The organism is Paenibacillus sp. Lou8.1, assembly GCF_024213565.1.
Classification (GTDB): domain Bacteria; phylum Bacillota; class Bacilli; order Paenibacillales; family Paenibacillaceae; genus Paenibacillus; species Paenibacillus polymyxa_B.
The window spans coordinates 444,146-471,124 of sequence record NZ_JANAVN010000001.1; the positions used below are offsets into that span (position 1 = coordinate 444,146).

The following is a 26,979-nucleotide window of genomic DNA, read 5'->3' on the forward strand; positions in this document are numbered from 1 at the left end:
CCAATATGAGGAGAGGTGCTTTTTGATATGTATGGAAAATTACACGGAGCTTGTTTGTATGGAATAGATGGCGTTCTGATTGAAGTTGAGACTGATTTGTCCAATGGCTTGCCTCAGACAGCGATTATAGGATTGCCGGATTCGGCGATTCGAGAGGCAGTGGAGCGTGTCAGAGCAGCAATCAAAAACTGTGGCTTTAAATATCCGTCCCAGCGTGTCACGATTAATTTAGCTCCTGCTGATTTGCGTAAGGAAGGTTCATCTTTTGACCTTGCTATCGCTTTAGGGTTGCTGACAACCAGTGAACAGGTCGTTTTACCCGTGGGAGAACGGACGTTGTTTATTGGCGAGCTGGCGCTGGATGGCAGTATTCGCCCTGTGAATGGGGTACTGTCCATGGTTGATCTGGCCAAGCGAGAAGGATTCAACTCCGTGCTACTTCCCCAGGAAAACGCAAGCGAGGCTCGTCTGATTACGGGTATACGTATTTACGCTATACGGCATCTAGCAGATCTTATTCCGATTGAAGATCGTGCACATGGCACTGTTGATAGCCAAGCGATAAATCAGAGTTATACTGCCAGTAAACAAGTCATGATCTGTTCCTATGACCATTTACCTCAGGCAGAGCATATACCGTTGTGTGAAAAAGAAGGGATAACTAGCAACATGGAGGATTACAGCGATGTGTTGGGTCAGCTGCACGCCAAACGTGCGTTAGTCATCGCTGCAGCCGGAATGCATAATATCCTGCTTATGGGACCGCCGGGGGCTGGGAAAACAATGCTCATCCGCAGATTGCCATCTATCCTTCCACCTTTGACTGAAAAGGAGGCGCTTGAAGTCACCAAAGTATACAGCGCTGCCGGGAAGTGGAAGGAGTCATCGCCTCATCTGATGAATATTCGTCCCTTCCGTTCGCCTCATCATACGATCTCTGCTGCTGGTTTGGTGGGTGGGGGAGGTATACCCAAACCAGGAGAAATCAGTCTTGCACACCGGGGGATTTTATTTCTGGATGAGTTGCCTGAGTTTAGCCGTCATGTACTAGAAGTGCTGCGTCAACCTTTGGAAGACCACAATGTTACGATCAGTCGTTCACGTGCTGTTTTTAAGTATCCGGCGCATTTTTTACTTGCTGCCTCTTTAAATCCGTGTCACTGTGGCTTTTTCGGAAATGACACGGAACATCAGCGCTGTACCTGTTCACCTGCAGCAGTAGCCCGCTACCGTTCACGTATTTCTGGTCCACTGCTGGATCGGATTGATCTTCAGCTTGAAGTATCGCAGCCGAAGGATTGGCGGGAGGAAAAAGAATCATTGTCGTCCGCTGAAATGCGAAGGCAGGTACTGGCTGCTCAAGCGATACAAATCCACAGATACAGCAAGCTTCCCTTTTCATGGAATAGTGAGCTGTCTGGTCAGATGCTTCGTAAATATGCCGTATTAGAAAAAAATGCAGCAGAGTTGCTTGACCAGACAATGGACGCACTCGGTTTAAGCATGCGCGCGTATGATCGAATTCTCAAGCTTTCGCGTACCATTGCAGACTTACATGACTCAGAAAAAATTTCGACTTCACATGTGGCTGAAGCTATTCAATACCGCCATATGGATAGAGCAAATGCCAGTTTTCATGAAAGTTAAAAAGGCGATAAATTAGTAGCTATAACACGATCATTTTTATGAAAGAGTTTTCCAAAGCGTATGTACAATAGAAAATGGAAAAAAGGACAAAAAAAGCTCCAGACAATAAAGATCTGGAGAAGAAAAAAAGATTATGACAATAGTGATTATACTATGAGTATATCAATTTTGTATATACGATTATACATCATCTCCCATGTTACTTGATGGAAAAAAACAAACATTCTTTAACGAAGGAATAGCTGAAAGGATAATAAGCCCCTCGACAAAAAACGGTTGAGGGACTTGTTGTAAGATTAATTCTAACGAATACTATTGAATTCATGAAGAGAGATGGAGATGGGCCCCTACATATGCAAAGAAAATCTAAGTTACAAAACGTTCAGTTTCACTTCAATATTACCGCGTGTAGCGCGAGAGTATGGACATTGTTCATGTGCGCCTTCCACCAGTTTTACTGCAGTTTCATGATCGACGCCTTTTACCAGTACGTCGAGATTTACTCCGATTCCGAAGCCGCCGTCTTCCACTTTGCCGAAATGGACCGTAGCTGTTACTTCAGTACCTTCATGCTTAATACGTTGCATGCGAGCAACCATATTTAAGGCACTGTCAAAGCAAGCGGAATAGCCTGCTGCGAACAATTGCTCTGGATTCGTACCTGCACCGCCTGCGCCGCCCATTTCTTTTGGGGTATCAATATCTAAACGGAGTTCAGGGGAAGAAGACTCGATATAACCGTTACGTCCACCAACCGCTTTTACTGTTGTTTCATACATTTTTTGTTGAATGGTCATCATAATCCAATCACTGCCTCTCGCTCAATTTATATTTTACACAATTTAATTTATCAAAATAATTATTGTTTGTAAAGTATTTTGTGCAATTAGCATGTATTTTATTATATAATGTGCTAAAATAATGACGAAAGTAGGTGATCAGACAGCATGAAAGACAATCCTAATGAAGGTACAGCGTTGAAACTTGATAATCAGTTATGCTTTGCCATATATGCATGCTCCAGAGAGATTACGAAGCTATACCAGCCTTATCTGGAAAAGCTCGGTGTGACGTACTCGCAATATTTGGTACTTATCGTGCTCTGGGAGCGTGAAGAGTGTACAGTGAAGGAATTGGGTGAGGCACTATATTTGGACTCCGGCACACTAACTCCGCTATTGAAGAGATTGCAGAACGCCGGGCTTATCGATCGAAAGCGTTCCACTCAGGATGAGCGTAAGGTGCTGATTTCTTTGACGACAGAGGGAAGCGCATTACGGGAAAAAGCTCTGTCCGTACCAGGATGCATCCAGGAAAAAACAAGTATGACTCATGATCAATTTGGGTCGCTTCTGCTCCAGTTCAATGATCTGCTCGATCGTGTTCATCAAGCTAATATACAAATTGAAAAATCATAAGGTGTTTTTCAGTTGCTCTTGCGAATCTTATGGCATGAGTTGTTCTCAGCTGAAAGAAAAAATACCTAATCATGCTTGAAGAATTAAAGTGCCTCTTAATGTGGATTAGGTAATCCCATGTTGTAGAGGTGCTTTTTTTGTGTGAATTTGTATTAAGATAAATATCCAATAATATCCAAACATTCGATTTTGGGAATGATAATGATATCAAAATACTGTAATTCATGAGGTTAAATTATAAGGAAAGCGTTTTAAAAACATGTTACAATGATGTAGGTTTAGTATAGATTTCCTTGTGAACCGCCCTTGTTGCAGTCATGTTGATAGGAGGATTCCAGAATGAATATCCATGAATATCAGGGTAAAGAAGTATTGAAGCAGTACGGAGTGGCTGTACCGAACGGTAAGGTTGCCTATACGGTGGAGGAAGCCGTTGCTGCGGCAGAATCGCTTGGAAGCGCTGTTACGGTGGTAAAAGCACAAATTCATGCTGGTGGACGCGGTAAAGCGGGTGGCGTGAAAGTTGCCAAAGGTTTGGATGAGGTGCGGACTTTTGCTTCTGAAATTTTGGGTAAGGTGCTGGTGACGCATCAGACCGGACCTGAAGGTAAAGAGGTCAAACGCCTTTTGGTTGAGGAAGGCTGCGATATTCGTAAAGAATATTACGTCGGCGTTGTCGTAGATCGTGCGACTGGACGTATCGTAATGATGGCCTCAGAAGAAGGCGGTACGGAAATCGAAGAGGTGGCTGCAGCCACTCCGGAGAAGATTTTTAAAGCGGTTGTTGATCCAGCGATTGGGCTTCAGGTGTATCAGGCCCGTAAGTTGGCGTATGACATTAATATCCCAAATGAACTGGTAAACAAAGCGGTCAAGTTTATGCTGGCACTATACGAAGCTTTTGTGGACAAGGACTGTTCGATTGCAGAAATCAATCCCTTAGTCGTTACGGGTGATGGGAATGTACTGGCGTTGGATGCCAAACTGAATTTTGATTCTAATGCGTTGTTCCGTCACAAGGATATTTTGGAATTGCGTGATTTGGATGAAGAGGACGAGAAGGAAATTGAGGCATCTAAATTCGATCTAAGCTATATCGCTCTGGACGGAAATATTGGCTGTATGGTCAATGGTGCGGGCTTGGCGATGGCAACCATGGATATTATCAAATATTACGGTGGCGATCCGGCCAACTTCCTGGACGTAGGGGGCGGTGCGACGACGGAAAAGGTAACCGAAGCGTTCAAAATCATTTTGTCCGATCCGAAGGTAGAAGGTATTTTCGTGAACATTTTCGGCGGAATTATGCAGTGTGACATCATTGCGAACGGCGTCGTGGAGGCTGCCAAACAGTTGGGGCTGACTCGTCCGCTTGTTGTCCGTCTTGAAGGGACAAATGTTGAGCTCGGCAAACAGATTTTAGCGGAATCCGGTTTGAATATCGTAGCAGCGGATTCCATGGCGGATGGCGCCCAAAAAATCGTCGAACTTGTTCAATAGCCTGTTTGCATTCCGATATGCCGAATAAACGATAGGGGATGTGAAGATCGTGAGTATTTTGGTCGATAAGCATACAAAGGTGATTACACAGGGGATTACGGGAAAAACGGCGTTGTTTCATGCCAAGGGTGCACTTGATTACGGTACACAAATGGTAGGTGGCACCTCTCCCGGTAAGGGGGGCACCGAGGTAGAAATTACACTGGAGAACGGACAACAGGTCAAATTGCCAGTGTTTAACACCGTAAGCGAAGCCAAGGAAGCTACTGGCGCAACAGCGAGCGTGATTTACGTGCCACCGGCTTTTGCAGCAGATTCCATTTTGGAGGCTGTAGATGCGGAACTAGATCTCGTGATTTGTATCACGGAGGGCATTCCGGTGCTTGATATGATCAGAGTCAAACGTTTTATGGAAGGTAAAAAGACCGTTCTGATTGGCCCTAACTGCCCAGGCGTTATTACGCCAGGAGAATGTAAAATCGGTATTATGCCAGGTTACATTCATCTACCAGGTCATGTAGGTGTTGTGTCACGTAGTGGTACTTTGACCTATGAAGCAGTGCATCAGTTAACGACCCGAGGTATAGGACAATCTTCCGCGGTTGGTATTGGCGGTGACCCCGTTAAAGGTTCAGAATTCATTGACATTTTGCAACGTTTCAATGAGGACCCCAACACTCACGCTGTCATTATGATTGGAGAAATTGGGGGTACAGCCGAGGAAGAGGCTGCTGAGTGGATCAGGGACAATATGACGAAGCCAGTAGTTGGTTTTATCGGCGGTGTGACCGCGCCTCCGGGCAAACGAATGGGGCATGCAGGCGCCATTATTTCTGGTGGAAAAGGAACGGCCAAAGAGAAAATTGCCACGCTTGAAGCCTGCGGGATCAAGGTGGCACCGACTCCTTCCGAAATGGGCTCGACACTGGTAAGTGTGCTAGAAGCACGTGGTATTTTGAATTTGTGTACGACACATTAAATCGTGTTTCTTCATTAATATACAGGCCATAAAACTGCATCGAAATTTGCCGCAGGCTAGTGTATAATGAAAGAAAGGTAAGCAACCTTTTTATCTTCTGAAACAGGGGATGAAAAGGTTGCTTTTTTTTGCGTTAAGACAGACTTGTCAGGGAAACGCTTGCAAAATGATTCATTGTGCCACAAAATAAGGGAGGGTTCACTCTTCCGTGAATGGGGGAACCATTGTTTGGAAGAAAGATGGCTTTTGTTAGGCTTACATGAGTTAGAGGGAATCGGAAGAAAAACAATTCAGCGTATTTGGTCGAGTGACCATCGATTGCATGAGCTACTGCATTTTAGCGAACAAAAGTGGATTGAGATAGGGTTAAGCCCTGCTCAGGCACGAATTGCGGCTCAGTGTTACGATGAAGAATGGGTGCATGAACGATATCAGCGAGTTCTATCCGGTGATATTGGAACGGTAACTTATGTGGACGAGGATTATCCCCTATTAATGAAGGAAACAGTTGACCCACCATGGGTAATGTATACAAAAGGGGATAAATCACTTTTGCATACATGCTCTGTAGCCATGGTAGGAACTCGCGTTCCCACCGCTTATGGACGTAGAGCAGCGGAGATACTAACAGAGGGATTATGTAATGCAGGGATTACAGTAGTTAGCGGATTGGCGAGAGGGATTGACAGTATTTGTCACGAAACAGCCCTACGCCGGGGAGGAAACACGATTGGTGTACTGGGAACAGCGATTGATCAAATTTATCCTCCCCAAAATGCGTCTTTATTTGCAGAGATGGCTAGCAAAGGCTTGATCGTATCGGAGTATCCTCCAGGAACGAGGTCACATCCGGGAATGTTTCCACAACGTAATCGGATTATAGCTGGCCTAACGAAGGGAACGCTCGTCGTCGAAGCAGATGCAAGAAGCGGCTCCTTGATTACAGCTGATGCTGCGCTAGAGGCAAATCGAGATGTGTTTGCTGTTCCCGGACCCATTACGTCACCGAAGAGTAGAGGCACGCTGAGCTTGATTAAGCAAGGAGCCAAAACAGTCACTGAAGCTTCGGATATTATTGAGGAGTATGAAGCAGATTTGCGTACAAGGGAGGTTTCTTCATACAATAGAGAGCAGAGTCTTAATCTGAAGGAGGTCTCCAAAGTGCCAGAAAGTGAGACTTCTGAGGAAAACCGTGTCATACTGTTGCTCGAACAGGGAACCATGACACTGGATGAACTGCTTGATGCTACGGCATGGGATTTTGGACTTTTACACGCAGTTCTGTTATCGTTAATCATAAAAAAAAGGATCGCCCAGCTAGCGGGCACAAAATACAAGCTTATTTAGTAGTTGTTTTTGCAAAGTCCTTAGTTAGTAAATGCACAAATTCATTTTTAAACATCAGGTGGAGGGCAGTATGGCATTCATCCGCGTCGCGAATTCCTACTCCTTCCCCACTTCCTGAAATGTGTTGACATTATGACTCGCAGTAGCGGAGCAGATGGAATCTTTCTGAACAAGCACAGCGATCTGGAAAAATGACCAATCTGTGAAGCGCTCTCTGCGTCATAACTCACCACATTTCAGGAAGTCTATCATATTCATGTGTGTAATTGAGAGGAGGAAGAGCCTATGGCGGATTCACTCGTCATCGTGGAATCGCCTTCCAAGGCGAAGACGATCGGCAAATACTTAGGCAGCAAATATATCGTCAAGGCTTCCATGGGTCATATCAGGGATTTACCGAAGAGTCAGATCGGCGTAGAGGTCGAAAATGATTTTAATCCCAAATACATTACCATTCGAGGTAAAGGCTCAATTCTAAAAGAATTAAAGGATGCCCGAAAAAAAGTAAAAAAAGTATATCTGGCGGCTGACCCGGATCGCGAAGGTGAGGCTATTGCCTGGCATCTGGCACATGCGCTGGAACTGGACGATACAGCAGATTGCCGTGTTGTATTTAATGAAATTACGAAGCAGGCTGTCAAAGATGCTTTTAAAACCCCCCGTAAAATCAATATGGATTTGGTTAATGCTCAGCAGGCACGACGGATACTGGATCGACTTGTTGGCTACAAAATCAGCCCGTTGCTCTGGAAAAAGGTAAAAAAGGGTCTATCCGCTGGGCGGGTGCAGTCGGTTGCGGTGAAAATTATTTTGGACCGGGAAAACGAGATCAGTGAGTTTGTACCGGAAGAATACTGGACGATTACAGCTAAACTAGCTATTAAAGACAGTACCTTTGAAGCGAAATTTCATAAGCTGCGCGGTGAAAAGAAAGAGCTCTCCAGCGAAGCGGATGTACAAGAAGTGTTGGAAGCTATCGGAAAATCGTCTTACAAGGTGCGCGATGTGAAAGAGAAAGAGCGCTTACGCAATCCTTCTCCTCCATTCACAACAAGTTCCTTGCAGCAGGAGGCGGCTCGGAAGCTCAACTTCCGTGCATCTAAAACGATGTCTGTAGCTCAGCAGCTATATGAGGGTGTGGATTTAGGAAAAGAAGGGACCGTGGGTCTGATTACGTATATGCGTACGGATTCCACACGGATCGCCGCTTCAGCTCAAGAGGAAGCGAAAGAATTAATTATTCAAAAATATGGCGAAGCTTTTGTACCTGAAACTCCTCGTCAATATTCAAAAAAAGCGGCCAACGCCCAGGATGCGCATGAAGCGATTCGCCCAACCTCTGCGTTACGCGATCCGGAAACAGTTAAGCCGTTTATGAGTCGGGATCAGTTCCGTTTGTACAAATTGGTATGGGAACGTTTCATGGCCAGCCAGATGGCTTCTGCTATTATGGATACTTTGTCCGTAGATATTGAAGCGGGTGAGACGATATTCCGGGCAGCAGGTTCTAAGGTTCGTTTTCCAGGTTTCATGAAAGTGTATGTAGAGGGAAATGACGACGGTAAAACCGAAGAAGATAAACTGCTGCCACCACTTCAACCAGGCGATAAATTAAAAAAAGAAGCGGTTGAGCCGAAGCAGCATTTTACACAACCGCCTCCCCGTTATACGGAAGCGCGACTGGTGAAGACGCTGGAAGAACTGGGTATAGGACGTCCAAGTACGTATGCACCAACGCTGGAAACCATTCAGAAACGTGGGTACGTTGCTATTGAAGAAAAGAAATTTTTCCCTACAGAGCTGGGCGAATTGGTCATCGAACAGATGGAGGAGTTCTTTCCAGAGATTCTGAATGTGGAGTTTACAGCTAATATGGAAGGTGATCTTGACCACGTCGAAGAAGGCGAAGGTAATTGGGTCAAGGTGTTGAGTGACTTTTACGAGTCATTCGAGAAGCGGCTTGAAGTGGCTGAAGAAGAAATGAAAGAAATTGAAATAAAAGATGAAGTATCCGATGTCATTTGTGATAAGTGTGGCAGCCAAATGGTGTATAAGCTTGGCCGATTTGGTAAATTCCTGGCCTGTTCTGCTTTTCCAGATTGCCGTAACACAAAGCCAATTGTTAAGGATATCGGGATTAATTGTCCTTCATGCGGTGAGGGCCATGTCGTCGAACGACGGAGTAAAAAGGGACGTATCTTCTATGGATGTGACCGCTACCCGGAATGTGATTTTGTTTCCTGGGATAAACCGTCCATTAAGCCTTGCCCAAGTTGCAGTAGCCTAATGGTCGAAAAACGTACAAAACAAGGGACGAAGCTCAACTGTACGGTCTGCGATCACAGCGAAATGCTGGAAGAGAGCGATGAGAGCGTAGAGACTTCTTAAGAACAACAATAGCAGGGGGATTTAAACGTGAGTGAACTACAAAAGGTAACGGTCATCGGAGCAGGTTTGGCGGGCAGCGAAGCTGCCTGGCAAATTGCAAGCCGTGGAGTGCCAGTCAAGTTATATGAAATGCGGCCGGTTGTAAAAACACCAGCACATCATACAGATAAATTTGCCGAACTGGTATGCAGTAATTCCTTGCGGGCAAACGGCCTAACGAATGCAGTAGGTGTACTGAAGGAAGAGATGAGAATACTAAACTCCTTGATTCTGAGTGCAGCAGATCGTCATGCTGTTCCGGCTGGCGGTGCATTGGCAGTGGATCGTGACGGATTTTCTGGTCATATTACTGAGACGCTTCATCAACATCCTTTGATCGAGGTTGTTAATGAAGAGCTTCAGGAAATCCCACAGGACGGTATTGTGGTCATTGCGACGGGGCCTTTAACTTCTCCGGCTTTGTCGGAACAGATTAAATCACTGATGGGAGAGGAGTATTTCTATTTTTACGATGCGGCAGCCCCGATTGTAGAAAAGGACTCTATCGACATGAGCAAGGTTTATCTGGCTTCCCGTTATGATAAGGGAGAAGCAGCGTACTTGAATTGTCCGATGAACGAAGCGGAATTTGATGCTTTTTATGAGGCTCTGATTACGGCTGAGGTAGCGCAAGTCAAGGAATTCGAAAAAGAAATTTATTTCGAAGGCTGTATGCCCATCGAAGTGATGATGCAACGTGGGAAACAAACGGCATTGTTCGGACCGATGAAACCTGTGGGTCTCGTAAATCCACATACAGGAGAACTGCCCCACGCAGTTGTCCAGCTTCGCCAGGACAACGCCGCAGGAACGCTGTATAATCTGGTTGGTTTCCAGACTCACCTCAAATGGGGGGAGCAAAAGCGTGTGTTTTCAATGATTCCGGGTCTTGAAGAGGCAGAGTTTGTACGTTACGGTGTGATGCATCGCAATACCTTTATTAATTCTCCGCAGCAACTTCATCCAACTTATCAGTTCAAGGGAAGAAGTAATCTATTCTTCGCCGGACAAATGACCGGTGTAGAGGGATATGTGGAGTCAGCGGCTTCTGGTCTGCTGGCCGGGATGAATGCGGCACGAGCAGCGCGTGGACAGGAAATGTTTGTATTTCCTGCGGAAACGACATTAGGTAGCATGGCACGGTATATTACGACCGCTGATTTTAAGCATTTTCAACCGATGAATGCAAACTTTGGTTTGCTTCCAAAGTTGGAGAAACGGATTCGTAACAAAAAGGAAAAAAATGAAGCTCTCGCTAATCGCGCGTTGGAAAGTTTGCGTGGTTATATCAACGAAACGGGAGTTATGTCAGCTGAAGTACAGGCATAAGGATGAAGGAAAAGGAGGAGCGCGTTATGGATATGTCCTTTCATGCTACCACCATCTGCGCTGTACGCCACAATGGCAAAGGAGCTATTGCGGGTGATGGACAGGTAACGTTCGGCAACAGTGTTGTCATGAAGCAGACGGCTAAAAAAGTGCGCAGATTGTATCGAGGTCAGGTCGTTGCAGGATTTGCGGGTTCAGTGGCCGATGCTATCACGTTATTTGAAAAGTTTGAAAATAAGCTGGAGGAACACCACGGAAATCTTCAAAGAGCAGCCGTGGAACTTGCCAAGGACTGGCGTCAGGATCGTATCCTGCGCAAGCTGGAAGCGCTCATGATTGTGATGGACTCATCCGGAATGTTGCTCATTTCTGGAGGCGGCGAAATTATAGAGCCGGATGATGATGTGCTTGCGATTGGCTCAGGTGGTAATTTTGCATTGGCGGCTGCCCGTGCTTTCAAACGCCATGGCTCTGGCATGGAAGCAAAGGACATGGCACGGGAAGCGCTAGAGGTTGCTTCGGAAATATGTGTGTATACGAACAATCAGATTATCGTGGAAGAACTGTAAATCGGCTCTGAGTATTCAAGGGTGGAGGAGTGCAAAATGAATAATCAATCGTTGACGCCCAGACAAGTGGTATCCGAGCTGGATAAGTATATTGTCGGACAAAAGGAAGCTAAAAAATCTGTTGCTGTTGCCTTGCGCAACCGTTATCGGCGTAGTAAGCTGCCGGATGATATCCGGGATGAAATTGTGCCTAAAAATATTTTGATGATCGGACCGACAGGTGTGGGTAAAACTGAAATTGCACGTAGACTTGCACGGCTCGTGGGAGCTCCTTTTGTCAAGGTAGAGGCGACCAAATTTACAGAAGTGGGTTACGTCGGTCGTGATGTGGAATCCATGGTGCGTGATCTGATGGAAACCTCTATTCGCATCGTTAAGACGGAACGAACAGAGAATGTGAAGGACAAAGCGGAAGACATGGCAAATGAACGGATTGTCAGCATTCTTGTACCTGCAGAAAAGTCAAACAAATCGCAACGTAATCCCTTTGAAATGCTGTTTGGCAATAACACGGGAACTTCAGTAGAAGAAGAACCACCACAACAGGATGGATCTTTGGCAGAAAAGCGCCGTAAGGTTAAATTCGATCTATTGTCTGGTAAGCTTGAGGATGATGTCATAGAGATTGATGTGGAGGATACTGCCCCCAATATGCTCGATATGTTTGCTGGGCAAGGTAATGAACAAATGGGTATGAATATGCAGGAGATGTTCGGAAGTTTTCTGCCCAAGCGGACGAAAAAGCGCAAGCTACCAGTCAAGGAAGCTCGCAAGGTGTTGATTCAAGATGAGGCCGCCAAATTGATCGATATGGATGATGTGATTCAGGAGTCTGTGAAGCGTGCTGAGCAATCCGGTATTATTTTTATTGATGAAATTGATAAGATTGCCAGCCAGGGTAAGGGTAGCGGCCCCGATGTGTCGAGAGAAGGCGTCCAGCGCGATATTTTACCTATTGTCGAGGGATCTACCATCATGACCAAATACGGTCCGGTAAGAACAGATTACATTCTGTTTATTGCTGCAGGAGCTTTTCATGTTGCAAAACCATCTGACCTGATTCCTGAGCTGCAGGGCCGTTTTCCAATCCGTGTGGAATTAAGTAGCCTGACTTTGGATGAGTTTGTGTCGATACTGACGGAGCCTAAAAATGCGCTGACCAAGCAATACACTGATCTACTCCGTACTGAGGAGATTGAAGTCGAATTTTCTGCGGAAGCGATCCGTGAGATTGCCAGCATTGCTGAGTCTGTAAATCGCAACACCGAAAATATTGGCGCACGTCGTTTGCATACCATTCTAGAAAAGCTGCTGGAGGATCTGTCGTTTGAAGCACCAGAGCTTACATTGGATCGTATGATCATTACCCCGGAATATGTACGTGAGAAGCTGGGAGATATTGCCCAAAACAGGGACCTTAGTCAGTATATTTTATGAATAGGGTTTCTAAAAATAGGGTGTGAGGTCCAGAATAACACTATCTTGCACCGTCGTTTAGACCTAGATAATGGTCAAGTTGATGATTTTTCTGTCTATTCCAAAAGTAGGACGTATAATCTTTTACAGGTGTAAAGTGCTAAGAAAACATTCATTTTCTTGAAATAAACCTGAAAAATTTAACATTTTATGCATCTAAAGCCCTCTTTTTTAAAAAAGATAGGGCTTTTTTCTTATTGTAATTAGGTCCCAACTCTACGAAACTTAGAATATATGACAGAAAGTTATTATTTTCTACTTAAGACCTAAAAGAAATGTATAATTATGAAATTTTATTGTCGAAAAAAAGTGAAAAATCTTGTTTTATTGAATCTTACTTTGGAGTAGACGCTGGGAGGGAGGAGCTAAATGAATCTGCTGGGTGATATGAGCTTTCAAAAGCTTCAGGCAGGTGTACAGGCGGCAAATACGAGACAACGTGTGATGGCCGACAATATATCCAATGCGGATACCCCGTATTTTAAGCGTTCGGAGGTTTCATTTGAAGAACTGCTTCAGCAGCAAATGAACGGCGATGTCACACCACTACGTGGAAAAGTAACCAATTCAAGACATTTTCAAATAGGACCTGTGAACTCCATTCCAGATGCCACGGTCACCAAAGATGGGTACTCAGTCATGAATAACAATATGAACAACGTAGATATCGACAGAGAAATGAGTCTTATGGCTGAAAATCAACTAAGATATAATACCTACATCCAAGAAATTAATGAGCGCATCAAGATGATGAGAACAGCGGTAGAAGGGAGATAGGACTAGGTGAAGATTAACAACGGCTTTGATATTAGTGCATCTGCTCTTACGGCCCAACGGTTGCGGATGGACGTTATATCTAGCAACATTGCCAACGCAGAGACAACTCGGGCGAAAGTAGAGAATGGACAAGCAGTTCCATATCGGAGAAAAACGGTTGTTTTGGAGCCGAACCAATCTGGCTTTGCCGATGTTTTGAAGGCTCAAATGGAAGGAAGTAGCACAAGCGCTGCTGGCGTTAAGGTTTCGCAAATTCAGGAAGATCAGTCACCTTTAAAGCCTGTGTACAATCCGGGTCACCCGGACGCTGATAAAGATGGCTATGTATATATGCCTAATGTAGACATTATGAAAGAAATGGTCGACATGATTTCCGCAACACGCTCATACGAAGCCAATGTAACAGCTCTGAATGCATCAAAGGCTATGGTTTCCAAAGCGCTTGAAATCGGTCGCTAAGTTATAGGACTACTAACTACTTAATAGGGAGAGTAAAACATGATTCAGAACGCCATGTTTAATGTACAGACACCGGCAATACAGCAGATTCAATCGCCTAACAATGAGTTGACGAAAGCGACGCCTTCCGAATCCTTGAAGGATTTTGGTTCCTTCCTAAAGGATGCTCTCAATGAAGTAGGGCAGCAGGAAGCCGCTACGCACCAGATGTCCGACCAATTCATGGCAGGCAAAGTTGATGTAGATCAGGTCATGATCACTTCCCAACAAGCGCTGCTTTCCCTGCAGCTTACTACACAGGTCCGAAACAAAGCGATCGAAGCCTATCAGGAGATCATGCGTACACAGATGTAAAGAGGGTTTAGCAAAGTTTCGGATGGGGTGACGGAGTGAACGAGAGAATCGCCCAATATCGGGATAAGATTTCCGGGTATTGGAATAATTTCAGCAAAAAACAGAAGATATTACTTGTTTCGACATTAGCATTCATCATTATCGCCGTTGTAGTGCTAACGATGCAGTTTACCAAAACCGAGTATGAAGTGGCTTTCCGAGATTTAAATGCTAACGATGCTGCCGGAGTCATTAAATATCTCGATTCTGCGGGTATACCGTACCAACTTAATGCTGGTGGGACACAAATCTCAGTCCCAACTGCTAATGCGGATAAGGCGAAGGTAGATGTTGGGTCTCAAGGCCTGATTCAGAAGGGTTCAATCGGCATGAGCGCTTTTGACCAGTCCTCCTCTGCGATTGGTATGACGGAGAACGAGTTCAATGTGAAGTACAATAATGCATTGAACGGCGAAATACAGCAATTGTTGGAACGGATGGATGGTGTCCAAAGCTCCAAAGCTGTCATTAATATGCCAAAGGAAAACATTTTTGCCGGACTTGAAGAAAAGGACAAAGCCTCCGCTTCGATTCAAATGGAATTCGAGCCTGGCTTTACTCCAAATCAGCAAGCGATCGACGGATACTTTAATCTGGTAAAAACGGCCGTGCCGAATCTGCCAGTGGAAAACATTACGATCACCAATAAGGAATATGAGTTGATTCCAACGGCCAAGGGCGGCCAAGGTGGGCTCACTAGTGGTGTTCAGGAAAACATGGCTCTACAGAAGAAGTTTGAGAGCGATGTAAGGAATAATGTCCAACAATTTTTGTCGAAAATTGTTGGAGACGACAAGGTAAACGTGCTGGTTATGTCCCAGCTAAATTTCGACAAAGTCACATCAAAAGAACAAATGGTCACACCTGTTGATCAAACGAAAATGAAGGGTATTGAAATTAGCGCCCAACAAATTCAGGAAAGCTATACGGGCAGTAGTGGACAAACCGGAGGAGTTGCAGGAACAGGAACACAGGATGTTCCAGGCTACCCGGGAGGAGCTAATTCCGGCAATACCAGCTCAGATAAGAGCTCAAGTACGATTAACTACGAAGTTAACCGAATTGCAAGGGATATTATCCAAAGTCCGTACACTGTAAAAGATTTAACCATTAATGTTGCAGTTGAACCACCAACAGGTCAGCAAACGTTGGATACTGCAACTCAGACAGCAATTCAAAATATTTTGGTTAATATTGTAAGAGCATCGTTGGCGAATTCTGGTACTACTATTACAGACGCTGATTTGGCTAAGAAGGTTTCAGTGTTCTCACAAGCTGTTCCAGCGCCTGCGAGCACGAATACATTCTTCTCAGCTTCCAACCCTTGGCTATGGGGCATCGGAGCTGCTGTTCTGGCACTGCTGGCGGGGGTAATCTTCCTCATCGTACGCGGTCGTCGTAAGCAGGAAGAAGAGTTGGATGAAGAATTGCAACTCATGCCAACGCCGACGGAGTTCCCGTCTATTACCATGGAAAGTGTGACAAATGAAAGTCAAGTGCGTAAACAGCTTGAAAGTCTGGCGAAAAAGAAACCCGACGAATTCGTCAATCTGCTTCGTACATGGCTGGCTGACGAATAGAGGTGAGTTCATTGGCAAAGGCAAGCAGTCAAGGTTTAACGGGAAGACAGAAAGCAGCTATACTTCTGATCACAATGGGACCAGAGGTATCTGCTCAAATATTCAAGCATTTGCGTGATGAGGAGATCGAGCAACTTACATTGGAAATTGCCAATGTGCGGAAGGTCGATGCCATTGAGAAGGACTCCATCATGGCCGAGTTTCATCAAATTTGTTTGGCTCAGGAGTATATTTCCCAAGGCGGTATTAATTACGCTAAAGAAATATTGGAGAAAGCACTCGGATCGCAAAAAGCAGTTGAGGTCATTAACCGTCTAACAGCGACGTTACAGGTAAGACCCTTCGATTTTGCCCGCAAGGCTGATCCAAACCAGATATTGAATTTTATACAGAATGAGAATCCGCAAACGATTGCTCTCGTGCTTTCGTACTTGCAATTTGAGCAGGCGGCTGCAATTCTGTCGTCTCTGCCACAGGAAAAACAGGCAGATGTGGCCCGGCGTGTCGCTGTCATGGACAGTACATCTCCGGAAGTTATTTCCCAGGTGGAACGAGTGTTGGAGCAAAAGCTGTCTGCAACCGCGACGCAGGATTATACGAATGCGGGTGGTATCGAGTCCATTGTTCAGATTTTGAATGGCGTAGACCGCGGAACCGAACGTACGATTCTCGACTCGCTTGAAATTCAAGATCCAGAACTGGCTGAGGAAATCAAGAAAAGAATGTTCGTGTTCGAGGATATCGTCAATGTGGACAACCGTTCCATTCAGCGCATTATCCGCGATATCGACAATGCAGATTTGCAATTGGCGCTTAAAGTGTCCAGTGAAGAAGTACGCGATGTGATTTTCCGAAATATGTCGAAACGTATGGCAGAAACCTTCAAAGAGGAAATGGAGTACATGGGACCGGTGCGGTTGCGTGATGTGGAAGAAGCACAGACACGTATCGTATCGACGATCCGCAGATTGGAAGAGGCCGGTGAGATTATAATCGCACGCGGCGGAGGAGATGACATCATTGTCTAACTTGATTAAATCTTTCCAATATGTTCCTGTAGAGGCTTTGAAAACAATTGATGTGGCACATACGTATGCGCCAGAAACGACGGATGAAGAAATCACAAATGAATATACGGAGCCGGAGCCTCAGCGAGATCACGAGGCTGAACGGCTGCGGGATGAAATGCTGAATGATGCCAAGGATTTTGCCGAACGTCAGGTTCGCGAGGCAGCTGAAGAAGCGGAACGGATGCTTCAGGAGGCACAGCAGCAGATTGAATCCTGGTGGCAGGAACGACGCGAGCATGACGATCAGTTGACTCAGTCGTTAAAAGCTGATGGGTTTCAGCAAGGATATGAAGAAGGCCAGAAGCTGGCTGAGGCCGAGCTGCAAACGAAATCGGAGCAGATGATGGAAGAAGCACAGGATATTCTGCGTCAGGCCTATGAGATTAAGGAACAACTGATTCAGGAAGCGGAGCCTTTCCTGGTCGAACTGAGTAGTGCTATTGCTGAGAAGGTCATTGAGAAGCAGCTTAGCCTTGAGCCAGAATACACGATTGAATTAATTCGTAAAAATTTGGCTCGTAAGCGGGAAAAAGGAACCATTACATTGTGTGTGTCGCCTCAGCATTTCGCATTTGTGCAAGGTGCACGAGAAGAATTGTCATTAACTGTCGATTCGCAGGCAGAACTGCAAATTATTCCTGATGGTACCGTCAAAGATCGCGGCTGTGTTATCCGTTCTTCCTTTGGAAGCGTGGATGCGCGGATTGATACGCAATTAGCTGAGATCAAAAAGGAACTACTGCGTCTGGCACATGAGAATGAGGAGCGAAGACATGAAGGGGCTTAATGCGCAGCGCTACATGGATCATTTGCGCCAGTTGGACCCGGTTCGGGTAAATGGCAAGGTTACGCAGGTTATCGGCCTGATGGTTGAATCGGAAGGTCCAGACGCCAGTATCGGGGATGTTTGTTACATTTATCCGGGTAAAACGGCCAAGCCGTTGCAAGCGGAGGTTGTAGGCTTCAGGGACAATAAAGTGCTTCTGATGCCACTTGGAGAACTGCAATCCATTGGTCCCGGTTGTGATGTTGTAGGAACAGGGAAGCCGTTAAATGTGCAGGTCGGGTCGGAGCTGTTAGGCAAAGTGCTGGACGGCTTGGGTCAGCCTCTGGATGGCTCATTGATCCCCTCGCGAATGGCGAGATATTCAACCTTCAATATTCCGTCCAATCCGCTGAATCGTCCGCGTGTGCAGGAACCAATCAGTATCGGGGTGCGCGCTATCGACGGGTTGCTTACTATCGGTAAAGGACAACGGGTTGGTATTTTTGCGGGTTCGGGTGTAGGTAAAAGTACCTTGATGGGAATGATTGCTCGTAATACGGAAGCCGATGTGAATGTAATTGCCTTGATCGGGGAACGTGGACGTGAAGTGCTGGACTTTATTGAACGGGATTTAGGTCCGGAGGGACTAGAACGTTCCGTGGTCATTGTAGCAACTTCCGACCAACCTGCGTTAATCCGTATTAAGGGTGCACTTATTGCAACGACCATCGCGGAATATTTTCGGGATCGCGGATTGAATGTCATGCTGATGATGGATTCAGTTACCCGATATGCGATGGCCCAACGTGAAGTCGGCCTAGCGGTAGGCGAGCCACCGGCAATGAGAGGGTACACCCCTTCCGTGTTTGCTAGTCTACCTAAGCTTTTAGAACGTGCAGGGACAGGTCCTACTGGCTCCATAACCGCTTTTTATACGGTACTGGTCGATGGGGACGACATGAATGAGCCCATCGCGGATGCGGTGCGCGGGATTTTGGATGGACATATTGTCTTGAATCGTGGAATTGCGAACAAAGGACATTTTCCCGCAATTGATGTGTTAGCGAGTATTAGCCGGGTTATGAAGGATATCGCACCACGAGATCAGATAGATGCTGCCGAGAACATTAAGCGCTTGATGGCCATTTACAAAGATTCGGAGGATCTAATTAATATCGGGGCCTATCAGCAAGGTTCAAATGCAGAAATTGACGAATCCATGGAGCGCATACGAGATATATGGGATTTTACAAGACAAAGAACAGATGAAAAGGCTGAGCTGGACGAGGTAAGGGAGCGTTTGATTTCTGAATTTACGAGGAGATGAAGGTTGAACGATGAGATTTCAGTATTCCTTTCAGAAAGTTGTAGACTTGAAAACCAACGAAAAGTCACAGGCCGAATGGTTGCTTTCCAGTGCTGTCGGACAATTGCAGGCTGAGGAGCAGACATTAACACAGCTTGTAGGCGAAAGGAATCGGATCATATCAGCCATTCAAAAGGCTGCCGAGGATTGCGCGCCACTCTCTACCATTCAGGAATTACAGGCTTATGTTAATCATCTGGACCAATGTATTACACGCAAGCATAGGGATGTTCAATATGCGCAGCAAAATGTGCAAAGCAAACAAACCGTTTTGACCGATAAAATGCTGGATGAACAGGTTTGGCTGAAAGCGAGAGAGAAGGCCAACGTGAAATTCCAACAGGAAATGCTCCTGCGCGAGCAGAACGAGCTGGATGAAATGGCTTCCGTGCGATTTGCCATGAAAGCCCGGTAAGCGGAAAGTCATAGGATACGCATATCAGCTGCCTGAGGAGGAAGACGATGGCACAGAAGTTAGCAGAAAATGAACTGGATATGGATTTAGGAAAAGAATCAGGCGGGGGATTTGAACGGTTTATGTTTTTCCTGATTCCGATTGTGTTCACAATCGTTCTGGTCGGGGTCCTGCTTACATTGTTCAATATGGACTTCAGAAGCGAAATGATTTCATTAGGGAACAAAATACCAGTTGTTAAAAATTGGATACCTGAACCGAAAGATAAGGCTACCCAGACGAAAGAGGCAGATCAGAAGGCTCAGTCTGAAAGTTCTGAAGCAACTATTGAGCAGTTAAAGGCAGATTTAGCCAAGCAGACGGAGGAGCTTAAAAAGGCTACCGCTGCTAAGACGACACAAGATAAAAAGGTTACTGAACTGCAGAATCAGGTCAATACGCTGCAAACGCAACAGGAACAGCAGTCACAGGCCAGTCAGCCGGGACAGGCCGGTACGCAAACTACAGGTGGAACAACAAATGAAGATCCTTATGTAAAACAGGCCAGAGATCTTGCTAGCATGTATGAAGGGATGACAGCAAGTAAAGCGGCACCGATTATGGAGAATCTGACCACGGAAGAGACTGTGCAGCTGTTAAGCTACATGGACCCTGCCAACAGTGCAAAGATTTTGCAAAAGATGGACGCTAAAAAAGCAGCCGATATTACTATGGCTCTGAAAAACGTAACGCCATCTACGGATTTGTCAGTTGCTGCCTTGCAGTCTCGTCTGAAAAAGGATCAAGGTACCACAGCTGGAACAACGAGTAAGAGTTTGCAAAGCACTCAAATCAGTAGCACATTTGCTTCCATGGACAAGAAGAGCGGTGCCGAACTTATTTTACAAACTTACAAAATCAGTCCAGACAAGGCATTAAACATATTAAATACAGTAGATGATTCGACACGTGGTTCTTTACTACAAAATATGTCTGCCAAGGATGCTGCTCAGACCGCAAAAATTTTGAACAAACTGATGGGCAGTAAGTAATTTAAATGAAGGGAGGTGAAAAATAAATGACCCTTATTTCTCAAAGTGTATCGCTCGGCTCCAGTCAGGCAGCTAGCAGTACAACGGCCTCAACAACGACTACAGCGACAGCTGCTGGAGCAACCACGGGTGCTTTTAATCAAACACTTACGCAAATGATGACAGGCGGGCAAACGGGCTCAGCAGGCACAGATGCGAACGGTTCTCCATTAGTTATGGTACTTCCGCTTATTGCAACTGGAGAATCCACGGAAGCTCCAACCGAGCCGCTGGCCGAAACACTGGCTCCTTTGCTGCAAAATCTTGAAAAGCTGGATGATCAAGTAGCTACTGATCCTGCTCTGCTTGCAACTCTGCAAGCGTGGATTCAGCAAGTACAACAGTTTTTACAAGGCGACGGAACAAATCAACAGTTAAACGGTGGAGAAACGACAGAGGCGACAGGCTTAACAGCTTTGGCAGCCAACCCGGCTACTCTTCGATTTGCATTACAGGACGCTTTGTCACAACTTGCCAATGTAGTAGAGCAGGCTTCTGGAGACCGAAAGTCCCAGGTGGCACAGTTGCTACAATCGCTCCAAAGCGCAACGGCAGGTACGGGAGCTATTTCCGATGAGCAGTGGAATGGTGTAATGAAAGCTGTGGAACTTGCTGATGGTGGGGATTCACAAGCAGTTCAGCCTTCTGCAAATCGAGCAAATGGTACTCTAACCGTAGCTACAGCTACTACAGACAAACAGGTTGTTGCTTCTCAGCAGCAAGCAAGTCAGGGTGAAACTAATCAACAAGGTTCAGAAGGGCAACGTTCATCAACTAATATTCTCGTTCAGTCTGCAGTTAAGACGACTGTAACAGATGAAGCGAGTGCATTCGTAGATGCAACTGAGCAAGCGGATTCGACAGCAACTGACAATCAGACTCCAGTGATCACGACTGCGGGACAGCTTTCGGTACAAACGCAAGGAACAACACCTTCGGCTCCGGCTCAACCAGTCGTACATGTACGGCAATTTGCCAAGGAGATGACCGAATTTGTAGTGCAGAAACTTGACATTGTAAAACACACTGGTTTGACGGAAGCGACTATCATGCTTCGTCCAGATCATCTGGGCCAGCTGGAAGTTAAGCTGACAATGCAAAATGGTCATCTGGTTGCCCAGTTCATGACTGAGCATAGCGGAGCGAAGGATTTGCTGGAACAGCAAATGTCGCAGCTGCGTTCGAGTCTCCAGAGCCAAGGTATTCAGGTAGATAAGGTAGAAGTAACGCACAATGAGTCGCTTTCCTCCCATATGTATCAGGATGGACGCGGATCTGGAGCTAATCAGCAGCAGCAATCCAATCAACGTTCCAAAGCTCGAGGTAGAGAAGAGAGCGAGGATGCTTTGAAGGTAGCTGAAATGGCAGAAGAGCTTCGTAACTGGACAGCTGAACAACGCGCAGATGATATGAATCGGACAGGCTCCTTTACAGCACAAGCGTAATGATGGAGGTGAGAACACAATGACGACTACAGACAACAATGTATCCACCAGTAACGTCTGGCCGAATTACAATGTGAATAATGTCAAAACAGCAAGTGCCAAGGATACTAAAACGATGGGTAAAGATCAGTTTTTGAAAATTTTGATCACCCAGCTACAAAATCAGGATCCGATGCAGCCTTTGGAGGATAAAGAATTTATCGCTCAAATGGCCCAGTTTTCCTCGGTGGAACAACTGATGAACATTTCTACGCAGTTGAATGCATTGGGACAGTCTTTAGGTACAGCCTCCGGTTTGATAGGAAAAGAAGTCAGCTGGATTGAGGCAGGTAAAAAAGACTCCATTACAGGTGAAACAGGTGCGGGTACAGTGAAAAGTGGAATCGTGGATTCCATCGTTATTCGTGACGGTGTGCAGTATGCCAAAATGGGAGCGGCTGAGGTGGCATTAAAAGATGTAACATCAGTGAGTCAGGCTAACACAACGACTCCCGCTACAGATACATCGGATACTTCATCTTCTTCCTCTACTGGAAGCGGTGAGAACTCATGAATGACAGGATAACGGTCGGACGCCTTTTTCCCGCCAACGTGCCCCCGGCAGCAATCTCAAAAAACCGAGTAAATTCGGTATCGAAGGATGCCAGACCGTTCGGTCAGGTGTTGCAGGATCAGGTGCTCAAGCTGAGCAACCATGCAGCCAAGCGTTTGGAGCAACGGGGAATAGAGTTGAGAAGTGACCAAATGGCGAAAATTAACTCTGCTGTGGATAAAGCAGCTGCCAAAGGCGCCAAAGAATCACTGATTTTAATGCAGGATATGGCTTTGATTGTAAGTGTACCTAATCGAACAGTTGTTACCGCGATGGATAAGAAGTCCATGGAGGATAACGTATTTACGCAGATAGATAGTGCTGTAATTATTTCATAAAAATGTATACGAAGTGGCTGGCCCGAATAGGAAAGCCATGAAAAAGCCGCGGATCGACTGATGCGGTCAACTAAGCAACCAATCAGAGGAGGATTTATACTCAATGTTGAGATCAATGTATTCAGGTGTATCGGGCATGAAGGGCTTTCAAACAAAGCTGGACGTTATCGGTAACAACATTGCAAACGTAAATACTACAGGATTCAAGTCCAGCCGAGTGATGTTCAAGGATATCTTGAGCCAAACGAGTTCAGGCGCAAGTGCACCAGACGGAACAACAACCGCCGGGCAAAATGCCAAGCAGGTAGGTTTGGGAGTGTCGGTCAGCTCTATTGATACACTGCACCTTCCAGGTAGTGCAATGACTACGAACAATCCAACGGATTTACGTATTAACGGTGACGGATTTTTCCTGGTCAAAATGAATGATGCACAGGAAGTTCCTTATCTGACTCGTGCGGGTGATTTTCACGTAGATGCGAACCGAAATCTGGTTACTTCCGATGGGTTTTTCGTAGTGGATACAGGAGGAACTCCAATTACACTTTCAGAAGATGTCGCATCTTTCTCTATCTCACAGGACGGTACAATTGTGCAGCAATTGCAAGATGGTACAACTGATAATGCTCTTCAAATTGGTGTGGCTAGAGTGGCGAATACAGAAGGTCTGGAGAAGATTGGGGGAAGTTTATACCGTACCACAGTTAACTCTAACCTAGAGGAATTGGAAATCGGTACTGCTAACGCAGATGGTCTGGGAGCTATTATCTCAGGTCAGCTGGAAATGTCCAACGTTGATCTGACAGGCGAATTTACCGAAATGATCGTGGCACAGCGTGGATTCCAAGCGAACTCGCGTATCATTACAACCTCGGATGAAGTGCTTCAGGAAGTTGTAAACTTGAAACGATAATCTCATTTAAACGCGGAGGAGTAGAGGCTCCTCCGCACCTATCAGGAGGTTGATGTTACGATGATCCCGTTAACGCGGCTGAACGGCTCGCCTATGTGGCTTAATGCGCTGCTCATTGAGACTGTGGAGGAAACACCGGATACATACGTCACTTTGGTGACGGGGAAACGGTTGATTGTATTGGAAAAAGCGGCAGATGTCGTCTCCTTGATCAAGGGTTACAGCCGTGAAATCGGCATGCATGCCGCCACGATAAAAGTGCAACAAATGGAGGAAGACGAATGAAGAAGATGCTGCCATGGCTCATTACAATTTTACTCGCGATTACTTTGATTGCAGGCGCGGCCTTTGTACTTATACCAGCGCTTAGCGGGAAGAAGTCGGAAGTCATAACGAATGCGCAAGCTGCTCAAGCAGAACAACTTCCAAGATTGTCAGCAGATGAATTGGTGGAAGTGAGCTCTGAAATTACCGGTATCAAAACGAATTTGGCAGACGCAGATTACATTGTCCAGATGAACCTATCTTTTCAATTGAACGATGCCAAAGCAAAAGAATCTTTTGAAAAAATTAAAGACATCAGTATTAAGCCCATCGTTATTCAATTGCTTGCAGACACCAAACCTGATGAGCTCAGAACGGCTAAAGGCCGGGACCAGTTCAGTGACAAGCTGACGGATCTCATCAACAAGTCGCTCCCTGAAGGTCACCTGGGGAACGCCAAAATTACAGACTTTTTGCTGGCAGCCATTTGATTCCAGGTGAACTTGTCAGGAACACGTAAGGGGGTGAATAACATTGGTGGATGTACTGTCACAAGGGGAAATTGATGCCCTTTTAGCAGCTCTTTCGTCCGGTGAAATGGATGCGGAAGAACTTAAAAAGGAAGATACCCAAAAGAAAGTTCGCGCTTATGATTTTAAAAGAGCGCTTAGGTTTTCCAAGGATCATATACGGAGTCTGACGCGGATACACGAGAACTTTGCGCGGTATCTGACCACATATTTTTCAGCGCAGCTTCGTACTTTTGTCCAAATTAATGTCGTTCAGGTGGAGCAGCTTCCTTATGATGAATTCATTCGCTCCATTCCGAAAATGACCATTCTAAACATTTTTGAAGCTGAACCGCTGGAAGGCCGTATGGTGCTTGAGGTTCACCCGAACGTTGCTTATGCCATGTTGGACAGGCTTCTCGGAGGAACAGGTTCGGCACCGTCAAAGGTTACTGCGTTGACCGAAATCGAGACGACGATCATGGAGCGAATTTTCAGCCGTACCTTTGATAGCCTGCAAGAGGCTTGGAAAACGGTACTGGACATTGAACCGCGCTTAGAGGCGATGGAAACGAATCCGCAGTTTATGCAGATTGTTTCGCCCAATGAAACGATTGCTCTGATTTCGCTTAGTACCAAAATTGGTGATACCACAGGGATGATTAACCTCTGTATCCCGCACGTGGTATTGGAACCCATTATGGCCAGACTGTCCACGCACCAGTGGTTTACATCCGAAAAGAAATCAAGGGCGCCCGAAGAGATCGACGCCTTGAGATTACGGGTCACCAAAGCAGAGCTCCCTATTATTGCGGAGTTGGGTGAATCCCGGATAAATGTAGCCGAGTTTCTGGGTCTTTCGGTAGGGGATGTCATTTCATTGAACAAGCCTGTCAAAGAAGGACTATCCATCCGGGTAGGCGAGAAATTGAAGTTTATGGGAAGTCCCGGCATGGTAAGAGATCGTGTTGCCGTACAAATTGATGAAATTGTCAACGAAGGAGTTGAAGAAATTGACGAGTAAAGACTATTTGTCCCAGGAGGAAATCGATGCCTTGCTGAAACAGTCTGAAGCGGGGACGGATTCTACTCCCGCCAACAAGACCGTTGACGATTTTCTGACTCCTCTGGAGCAGGATGCTCTCGGGGAAATCGGTAATATAACGTTCGGCAGCGCAGCTACGGCTCTTTCCACACTGCTCGGTCAAAAGGTGGATATTACGACACCTAAAGTTTCAATTATTACCCGTTCTGAATTTGAAACTGCATTTCCAAAGCCACACGTAGCTGTACATGTAAATTATGTCGATGGATTCGAGGGTATTAACTCACTCGTAATCAAAAAGCGTGATGCACAAGTGATAGCGGACTTAATGCTTGGTGGTGAAGGTAACCCAGCGGATGAAGAATTGAATGAAATTCACATCAGTGCCGTGCAGGAAGCGATGAACCAGATGATGGGATCGTCGGCGACCTCTATGTCTACCATGTTTAATCGTTTTGTTAATATCTCTCCACCAGGGATTGATATTTTGGATCCTATGCACGGTGATGGAGTATCTAGTCTGCCGGATGAAGAGACGCTCATTACAGTATCCTTCCGGTTATTGATCGGGGATCTCATTGACTCTACGCTGATGCAACTGTTGCCTGTTAATTTCGCCAAAAAAATGGTGAGCATCCTAATGAATGGCGGAGAGGATGAAGAACAACCGCAAGCGTCCGCACAACAGGTAGCTGCAACAGCTGCTCCCGAAGCGCCGCAACAAGCTAGCGTTCCGCAGCAACCGCCTGCACCAGCCTATCAACAGCCACCTGCAGCCGCGCAGGCGCCGCAAGACGCAGGCTATGGGCAACAACCGCCAATGTATCCTCAAGATCCGGGATATGGGCAACAGGGCGCTCCAGGCTATGGAACACCGGGTTATGGAATGCCAGCTGGGGTACCGCCGCAAGCTCCTTACGGAACGCCTCATCACTACGGCGCAGTACCGGGACGTAATGTAAATGTACAACCTGTACAATTTTCTAACTTGCAGTCCGGTGCATTTGCGCAAGTGGATGAAAACAATTTAAATTTATTGATGGACATTCCCCTTAGAGTCACCGTAGAATTAGGAAGGACCCAAAAGCAAATTAAAGATATTCTGGAGCTCTCACAAGGTTCAATTATTGAACTGGACAAGCTTGCCGGGGAGCCGGTGGACATTTTGGTTAACAACAAACTGATTGCCAAGGGCGAGGTTGTCGTAATCGACGAGAACTTTGGCGTGCGTGTAACAGATATTGTAAGCCAATGGGACCGTATTCAAAAATTACAATAAAAGCAT

27 protein-coding genes are annotated in these 26,979 nt (G+C 45.9%); 26 read left to right on the forward strand and 1 reads right to left on the reverse strand.

Translation table 11 applies throughout. The features are described from left to right. Positions 1–27: 27 nt before the first annotated feature. Positions 28–1,647: a YifB family Mg chelatase-like AAA ATPase gene (locus tag NLX78_RS02140; RefSeq protein WP_254349493.1), complete on the forward strand. Its 1,620-nt coding sequence runs from the start codon at positions 28–30 to the stop codon at positions 1,645–1,647. A 371-nt stretch (positions 1,648–2,018) separates the two neighbouring features. Here NLX78_RS02140 and NLX78_RS02145 read toward each other — a convergent pair whose 3' ends face one another. After that, positions 2,019–2,447: an organic hydroperoxide resistance protein gene (locus tag NLX78_RS02145; protein WP_061831855.1), complete on the reverse strand. Its 429-nt coding sequence runs from the start codon at positions 2,445–2,447 to the stop codon at positions 2,019–2,021. 147 nt (positions 2,448–2,594) lie between these two features. Here NLX78_RS02145 and NLX78_RS02150 point away from each other — a divergent pair, with 147 nt between their 5' ends. The 25 genes from NLX78_RS02150 to fliY all read left to right on the forward strand — a co-directional run bounded on the left by NLX78_RS02150 (position 2,595) and on the right by fliY (position 26,973). Next, positions 2,595–3,065, forward strand: coding sequence for a MarR family winged helix-turn-helix transcriptional regulator (locus NLX78_RS02150; RefSeq protein ID WP_254349494.1), 471 nt, complete (start codon positions 2,595–2,597; stop codon positions 3,063–3,065). Between the two features lie 339 nt (positions 3,066–3,404). Beyond that, complete coding sequence (sucC, locus tag NLX78_RS02155) at positions 3,405–4,565, forward strand: ADP-forming succinate--CoA ligase subunit beta (protein ID WP_061831857.1); 1,161 nt, start codon at positions 3,405–3,407, stop codon at positions 4,563–4,565. A 49-nt stretch (positions 4,566–4,614) separates the two neighbouring features. Continuing rightward, positions 4,615–5,544 (forward strand): succinate--CoA ligase subunit alpha, encoded by a 930-nt coding sequence (sucD, locus tag NLX78_RS02160; protein WP_025723280.1) that lies wholly within the window; start codon positions 4,615–4,617, stop codon positions 5,542–5,544. Positions 5,545–5,772: 228 nt separating this feature from the next. Continuing rightward, a complete protein-coding gene (dprA, locus tag NLX78_RS02165; RefSeq protein ID WP_061831858.1) occupies positions 5,773–6,891 on the forward strand; it encodes a DNA-processing protein DprA in 1,119 nt (372 codons plus the stop codon). A 285-nt stretch (positions 6,892–7,176) separates the two neighbouring features. Next, complete coding sequence (topA, locus tag NLX78_RS02170) at positions 7,177–9,279, forward strand: type I DNA topoisomerase (protein WP_254349495.1); 2,103 nt, start codon at positions 7,177–7,179, stop codon at positions 9,277–9,279. 27 nt (positions 9,280–9,306) lie between these two features. Next, a complete protein-coding gene (gene trmFO / locus NLX78_RS02175; RefSeq protein WP_061831860.1) occupies positions 9,307–10,647 on the forward strand; it encodes an FADH(2)-oxidizing methylenetetrahydrofolate--tRNA-(uracil(54)-C(5))-methyltransferase TrmFO in 1,341 nt (446 codons plus the stop codon). A 26-nt stretch (positions 10,648–10,673) separates the two neighbouring features. Further along, a complete protein-coding gene (hslV, locus tag NLX78_RS02180) occupies positions 10,674–11,216 on the forward strand; it encodes an ATP-dependent protease subunit HslV (RefSeq protein WP_013309881.1) in 543 nt (180 codons plus the stop codon). A 36-nt stretch (positions 11,217–11,252) separates the two neighbouring features. Beyond that, positions 11,253–12,653 carry an ATP-dependent protease ATPase subunit HslU gene (gene hslU, locus NLX78_RS02185; protein WP_023988186.1) on the forward strand — a complete coding sequence of 467 codons (1,401 nt, stop codon included), beginning with the start codon at positions 11,253–11,255 and terminating at the stop codon, positions 12,651–12,653. 408 nt (positions 12,654–13,061) lie between these two features. Then, on the forward strand, positions 13,062–13,469 hold the full coding sequence (gene flgB / locus NLX78_RS02190) for a flagellar basal body rod protein FlgB (protein WP_254349496.1): 408 nt from the start codon (positions 13,062–13,064) through the stop codon (positions 13,467–13,469). Positions 13,470–13,475: 6 nt separating this feature from the next. Further along, on the forward strand, positions 13,476–13,928 hold the full coding sequence (flgC, locus tag NLX78_RS02195) for a flagellar basal body rod protein FlgC (protein WP_013309884.1): 453 nt from the start codon (positions 13,476–13,478) through the stop codon (positions 13,926–13,928). Positions 13,929–13,967: 39 nt separating this feature from the next. Beyond that, entirely contained in the window at positions 13,968–14,282 is a 315-nt protein-coding gene (fliE, locus tag NLX78_RS02200) for a flagellar hook-basal body complex protein FliE (RefSeq protein ID WP_061831861.1), read from the forward strand. A 35-nt stretch (positions 14,283–14,317) separates the two neighbouring features. After that, positions 14,318–15,901, forward strand: a complete 1,584-nt coding sequence (gene fliF / locus NLX78_RS02205; RefSeq protein ID WP_013309886.1) for a flagellar basal-body MS-ring/collar protein FliF — start codon at positions 14,318–14,320, stop codon at positions 15,899–15,901. Positions 15,902–15,912: 11 nt separating this feature from the next. After that, positions 15,913–16,929, forward strand: coding sequence for a flagellar motor switch protein FliG (fliG, locus tag NLX78_RS02210; RefSeq protein WP_013370674.1), 1,017 nt, complete (start codon positions 15,913–15,915; stop codon positions 16,927–16,929). Then, complete coding sequence (locus tag NLX78_RS02215; protein ID WP_254349497.1) at positions 16,922–17,758, forward strand: FliH/SctL family protein; 837 nt, start codon at positions 16,922–16,924, stop codon at positions 17,756–17,758. Before fliG ends, NLX78_RS02215 begins: the two co-directional genes overlap by 8 nt. Further along, a complete protein-coding gene (gene fliI, locus NLX78_RS02220) occupies positions 17,745–19,064 on the forward strand; it encodes a flagellar protein export ATPase FliI (protein WP_069291725.1) in 1,320 nt (439 codons plus the stop codon). Before NLX78_RS02215 ends, fliI begins: the two co-directional genes overlap by 14 nt. Positions 19,065–19,074: 10 nt before the next feature. Continuing rightward, positions 19,075–19,518, forward strand: coding sequence for a flagellar export protein FliJ (gene fliJ / locus NLX78_RS02225; RefSeq protein ID WP_254349498.1), 444 nt, complete (start codon positions 19,075–19,077; stop codon positions 19,516–19,518). 47 nt (positions 19,519–19,565) lie between these two features. Beyond that, positions 19,566–20,549 carry a magnesium transporter MgtE N-terminal domain-containing protein gene (locus NLX78_RS02230; protein ID WP_069291726.1) on the forward strand — a complete coding sequence of 328 codons (984 nt, stop codon included), beginning with the start codon at positions 19,566–19,568 and terminating at the stop codon, positions 20,547–20,549. A gap of 26 nt (positions 20,550–20,575) precedes the next feature. Then, complete coding sequence (locus NLX78_RS02235; RefSeq protein WP_254349499.1) at positions 20,576–22,033, forward strand: flagellar hook-length control protein FliK; 1,458 nt, start codon at positions 20,576–20,578, stop codon at positions 22,031–22,033. A 19-nt stretch (positions 22,034–22,052) separates the two neighbouring features. Continuing rightward, complete coding sequence (locus NLX78_RS02240) at positions 22,053–22,586, forward strand: flagellar hook capping FlgD N-terminal domain-containing protein (protein ID WP_025723729.1); 534 nt, start codon at positions 22,053–22,055, stop codon at positions 22,584–22,586. Continuing rightward, a complete protein-coding gene (locus NLX78_RS02245; protein WP_061831868.1) occupies positions 22,583–22,963 on the forward strand; it encodes a TIGR02530 family flagellar biosynthesis protein in 381 nt (126 codons plus the stop codon). The genes NLX78_RS02240 and NLX78_RS02245 overlap by 4 nt, the downstream gene beginning before the upstream one ends. 103 nt (positions 22,964–23,066) lie before the next feature. Continuing rightward, the gene (flgG, locus tag NLX78_RS02250; RefSeq protein WP_235308124.1) at positions 23,067–23,876 is read left to right on the forward strand and encodes a flagellar basal body rod protein FlgG; all 810 of its coding nucleotides are present in this window, start codon (positions 23,067–23,069) and stop codon (positions 23,874–23,876) included. Between the two features lie 60 nt (positions 23,877–23,936). Then, positions 23,937–24,161: a flagellar FlbD family protein gene (locus NLX78_RS02255; protein WP_013309896.1), complete on the forward strand. Its 225-nt coding sequence runs from the start codon at positions 23,937–23,939 to the stop codon at positions 24,159–24,161. Beyond that, entirely contained in the window at positions 24,158–24,631 is a 474-nt protein-coding gene (locus NLX78_RS02260) for a flagellar basal body-associated FliL family protein (RefSeq protein ID WP_061831870.1), read from the forward strand. The genes NLX78_RS02255 and NLX78_RS02260 overlap by 4 nt, the downstream gene beginning before the upstream one ends. 43 nt (positions 24,632–24,674) lie before the next feature. After that, complete coding sequence (fliM, locus tag NLX78_RS02265) at positions 24,675–25,673, forward strand: flagellar motor switch protein FliM (RefSeq protein WP_029516998.1); 999 nt, start codon at positions 24,675–24,677, stop codon at positions 25,671–25,673. After that, on the forward strand, positions 25,663–26,973 hold the full coding sequence (fliY, locus tag NLX78_RS02270) for a flagellar motor switch phosphatase FliY (RefSeq protein WP_069291729.1): 1,311 nt from the start codon (positions 25,663–25,665) through the stop codon (positions 26,971–26,973). Before fliM ends, fliY begins: the two co-directional genes overlap by 11 nt. Positions 26,974–26,979: the final 6 nt, after the last annotated feature.